The sequence below is a fragment of the Microvirga sp. GCM10011540 genome (assembly GCF_042650665.1).
GTDB lineage: Bacteria > Pseudomonadota > Alphaproteobacteria > Rhizobiales > Beijerinckiaceae > Microvirga > Microvirga lenta.
Genome location: NZ_JBHSBQ010000007.1, coordinates 1 through 3,843, shown reverse-complemented (window position 1 = coordinate 3,843; position 3,843 = coordinate 1). Strand labels below are relative to the sequence as shown.

At 59.5% G+C, this 3,843-nt stretch carries 5 protein-coding genes; 3 read left to right on the top strand and 2 right to left on the bottom strand.

The genetic code is table 11. From position 1 onward, the window contains the following. The coding region (locus tag ACFOYU_RS04030) for a DDE-type integrase/transposase/recombinase (RefSeq protein ID WP_377032514.1) at window positions 1-257 on the bottom strand (257 nt) is incomplete at its 3' end. 370 nt (window positions 258-627) lie between these two features. Continuing rightward, window positions 628-1,500 (bottom strand): LysR family transcriptional regulator, encoded by an 873-nt coding sequence (locus ACFOYU_RS04025; protein ID WP_377032512.1) that lies wholly within the window; start codon window positions 1,498-1,500, stop codon window positions 628-630. A 104-nt stretch (window positions 1,501-1,604) separates the two neighbouring features. Here ACFOYU_RS04025 and ACFOYU_RS04020 point away from each other — a divergent pair, with 104 nt between their 5' ends. The 3 genes from ACFOYU_RS04020 to ACFOYU_RS04010 form a co-directional block, all read left to right on the top strand. Continuing rightward, window positions 1,605-2,726 (top strand): alkene reductase, encoded by a 1,122-nt coding sequence (locus ACFOYU_RS04020; RefSeq protein ID WP_377032511.1) that lies wholly within the window; start codon window positions 1,605-1,607, stop codon window positions 2,724-2,726. A 124-nt stretch (window positions 2,727-2,850) separates the two neighbouring features. After that, complete coding sequence (locus ACFOYU_RS04015) at window positions 2,851-3,396, top strand: aldehyde dehydrogenase family protein (RefSeq protein WP_377032513.1); 546 nt, start codon at window positions 2,851-2,853, stop codon at window positions 3,394-3,396. Between the two features lie 231 nt (window positions 3,397-3,627). Continuing rightward, on the top strand, window positions 3,628-3,843 hold a 216-nt coding region (locus ACFOYU_RS04010; RefSeq protein ID WP_377032510.1), incomplete at its 3' end, for a helix-turn-helix domain-containing protein.

Sequence of the window (3,843 nt, the reverse complement as noted above, 5' to 3'; positions counted from 1 at the left end):
CGCCTATGCTTGTCGACCGCACGAAACAGATATTTCCATTTCCCGCCGACCCGCACATAGGTCTCATCAACACGCCATGAGCCGGACCGATGTCCCTGGTATCGGCGAACCCGCTTCTCAAGCTCTGCCGCATAGCGCTGCACCCAACGAAAGATCGAGCTCGGGTCGACCACAATGCTGCGCTCCTGCATCATCTCGGCCAGATCGCGATAGCTGATGCCGTACTTGCAGTACCAGCGCACGCATAGCAGGATGATCTCGACCGGAAAGAAAGCGGCGGCGCTTGAACAGGGGCAATAGGGCGGCTCCTTAGGTCGCCGCCTTCCTCGAAACTGCCAAGGTTAATGCAACGGCGCCGCGCAGGATGCGGACCTCCGCATCGTGACGCGCGACCTCGGCGCGGATCCGATCAGGCAATCAAGGACTTGGAGAGAATGATCACAAGTATCAAGGAAAACGGGTTGTTTACTCGCCGAGGCTCGAGCGGCGACGTAATTATTGTGCCTACATCAAGAAACGTTCAGCGCGCGAGATTTAAACGAAATCCTATCTGATGGTGGTTGGATGAGCTTCATGCAAATAGCTCAACCGCCATGCTCAGTCCCGCGCAACCCCAAGTAGGCCATCTCACACGAGACTCTTCTGGAACTTATCGAGGAAGACACGGAGCTTGGGAAGAACTTGCCGCCGCGACGGGAACACGGCCCAAATCGCGAGATCGCGCGGCGATGCACCCTCGATTGGCACAGGCCTGAGGCTGCCGTTCGCCAGCTCGTCCTTGACATCCCAGGCGGAGAGCTGCGCCAGTCCAAGACCCGAGACGCAAGCTGAAAGGAAGCCGTCGACACCGCTGGACGAGAAACGGCTGCTTACCCGTATCGATCGCTCCTTGCCGTCGACGATAAACTGCCAGTGAGTGAAGTTGGAGAACGTCAGACATTCGTGGTGTTCGAGGTCTTCGATCGTTCGCGGCGCGCCATTCCGTTCCAGATATGAAGGCGCAGCGTAGATCAGCTTCGGATTGTCCACGAGCCTGCGCGCAATGAGACCTGAATCCTTGAGAGGCGCGATCCTGATCGCGAGATCGACGCCGGAGGCGACGATATCGACGAGGGCATCGTTCAGGTCGAGATCAATCCGAAGCGCTGGATTTTCATTGAGCAGTTCGTGGACGATCGGCATGATTCTCTTGCGGCCAAGCGTTACAGGTGCCGTGACCCGCAGCAGTCCTGTCGCACCGCCCTCGGTTGGACTGAGCGCCGCCCGCGCGGCTTCCTGCGTATCGACGATCTCGCTCGCGAATGGCAGGAACGCCTCACCCTCTGGTGTCAATGCCAAGGATCGGGACGTCCGGTGAAACAAGCGGATGCCCAGTTCCTCCTCTAGCGCCGCCAGCCTTCTGGTCGTGGACATCGGCGTCAGCTTGAGGTGCTTCGCCGCCCCGGAGAGGCTACCTGTCCGCACTGCGTTGAGGAAAACTTCAAGGCCCTGAGAGTTCATTTATTGCCTAACAAAATTCGTTATCATGCATCACGCAAAGTGCGTATGGTAACGGATTACGTCAAAATCTATGTTCTGTCCATAGCAACCCTGATGAGGCACCTATGGCAAACGATCCTCTTTTTGAACCCGTCAAGCTCGGCGCTCTCGAGCTCAAGCACCGTGTCGTGATGGCACCGCTAACCCGCATGCGCTCGAAGCAGCCTGGAAACGTTCCCTACGACCTTAACGCCGAATACTACGAGCAGCGCGCCAGCGACGGTGGCCTGCTAATTACCGAGGCGACAGACATCAATCCGCAGTCCCATGGCTACAACTGGGTCCCCGGTATCTACACGCTGAAACAGATCGAGGGCTGGAAAGCGGTTACCGCCGCAGTTCACGCCAAGGGCGGCATGATCGTTAATCAAATCTGGCATGTCGGTCGCGTGTCTCACACGTCGCTCCAGCCTGACGGAGCACTGCCAGTTGCCCCTTCGGCGATCGCGGCTCCCGGCGAGATTTTCACCTCCGAAGGCAACCCGGTTCCGTTCGAGACGCCGCGGGCCTTGGAGCTTGCAGAGATCGACGCCATCAAAGCCGATTTCGTTAAGGCTGCATTGAATGCCCGGTCAGCAGGTTTCGATGCTGTTGAGGTCCATGGAGCAAATGGCTATCTGCTGGACCAGTTTCTCCACAACGGTTGCAACAAGCGCACTGATCAGTACGGTGGCCCAATGGAGAACCGCACCCGACTCCTGCTCGAAGTAGTAGATGCGATCGGGGCGGCGATCGGGGCGGATCGCGTCGGCGTGCGCCTGTCGCCCTGGTCCAACATCCTCGGCATGACGGACACCGACGGCGTCAAGCTATGGGAATACGTCATTGCCGAACTGGGCAAACGGAGTCTCGCCTATCTCCACTTGATCGAGCCGCGTTCTGACTTCACAAATGATGAGAAGCCGCTCGACATGGATGCACCTGATGTTGCAGCCCTGTTCAAGAACGCATTCGGTGGCGCGATCATTTCCGCAGGTGGATTCCAGCCGGCGACGGCACGTGCGGCAGTTGCCTCCGGAAAGTCCGATGCCGTCGCTTTTGGCCGCTCGTTCATCGCAAACCCGGACTTACCGGAACGTATCCGAAAAGGCGCGCCGCTGAATAAGCACAACCGGGCGACCTTCTATGGCGGCGGAGCAGAAGGATACACTGACTATCCGTTTCTCGTTGCAGCGCAGGCTGCCTGACTAATCGAGTGGACCGATCAGGCCCGGTCTCCGTCTCGCAATGGAGAATTCCTATGGCATACAAGAGCACCAATCCCGCAACTGGCGAAACGGTCGCGGAGTTCGCTAACACTCTGATGAGGAGATCGACCACCCCCTCGCTGAGGCAGGCGCGGTCTACAAATCGCATTGGTCGCAAGGGCCGATCGAACGGCGGCTTGAGGTCCTATCACGATTGGTGGACCTGATCGATAGCAGGTCGGAGGAATTGGCGAGAGTGGCCGTTCGAGATATGGGCAAGCGCATCTCCGAGGCACGATGGGAGGCGGGCGAAACCGCCAAGATTGCGCGCTACTTCGCCGACAACGCCGCAAGGATGCTTGCGCCGGAGAAGATAGAGACCGACCAAGGCTATGCCTGGATCGAGTTTCAGCCGATTGGCGTGGTCGTCGCGATCGAGCCATGGAGTTTCCCTTTCCGTGGCGGCCTCTACAGCGAGGGCCCCGCTCAGCCGATGGACTCGCAGGAGCCTCATCTGCGCAACCTTCTCGCCTTCATGGGCATCAACGACGTGATCTTCCTGAGGGCAGAGAAACCGGCTTTCGGACCGGAAGCCCGCGAGCAGGCCATCGAGACCTTACGCCGGCAGATCAGCGAGACCATCGGCGAGGCCTGCCGCAAGGCAGCCTAACCTGCCAAGGATCCCAGGGCGGAACACGGCCAGCTTCTGCTTCTTAAGATCAACAGACAGCATCAGTCAGCGCCCCCTCAGCCGTGTTTCGCGAGACCTCCCACACTGATGCCGCCGTCGATGAACGGCGGATCATTGGCCCCTCTGGTGAGACTAAAGCGCTTTTGATTTGGGCTTGAATCCATTCGGGTGGCCTGTGCGTTGACGGGGATATGGCCCGGGAGGCGAGCCATGCCCCAGCCCTATTCTCCTGATCTGCGTGAGCGCGTTCTGGTTGCCTGTGAGCGGGGCGACCTTCCTCAGGTCGAGATTGCCCGCCACTTTCAGGTCTGTCCCGCCACCGTGTCAAACTGGCGCCGCCAAGAGCGCGAGGAGGGCCGGCGCAAGCCGAAGCCGCACAGCGGCGGCGTGCCCTCGCGGCTGGACGCGGCAGTTCTCGAGGTGCTG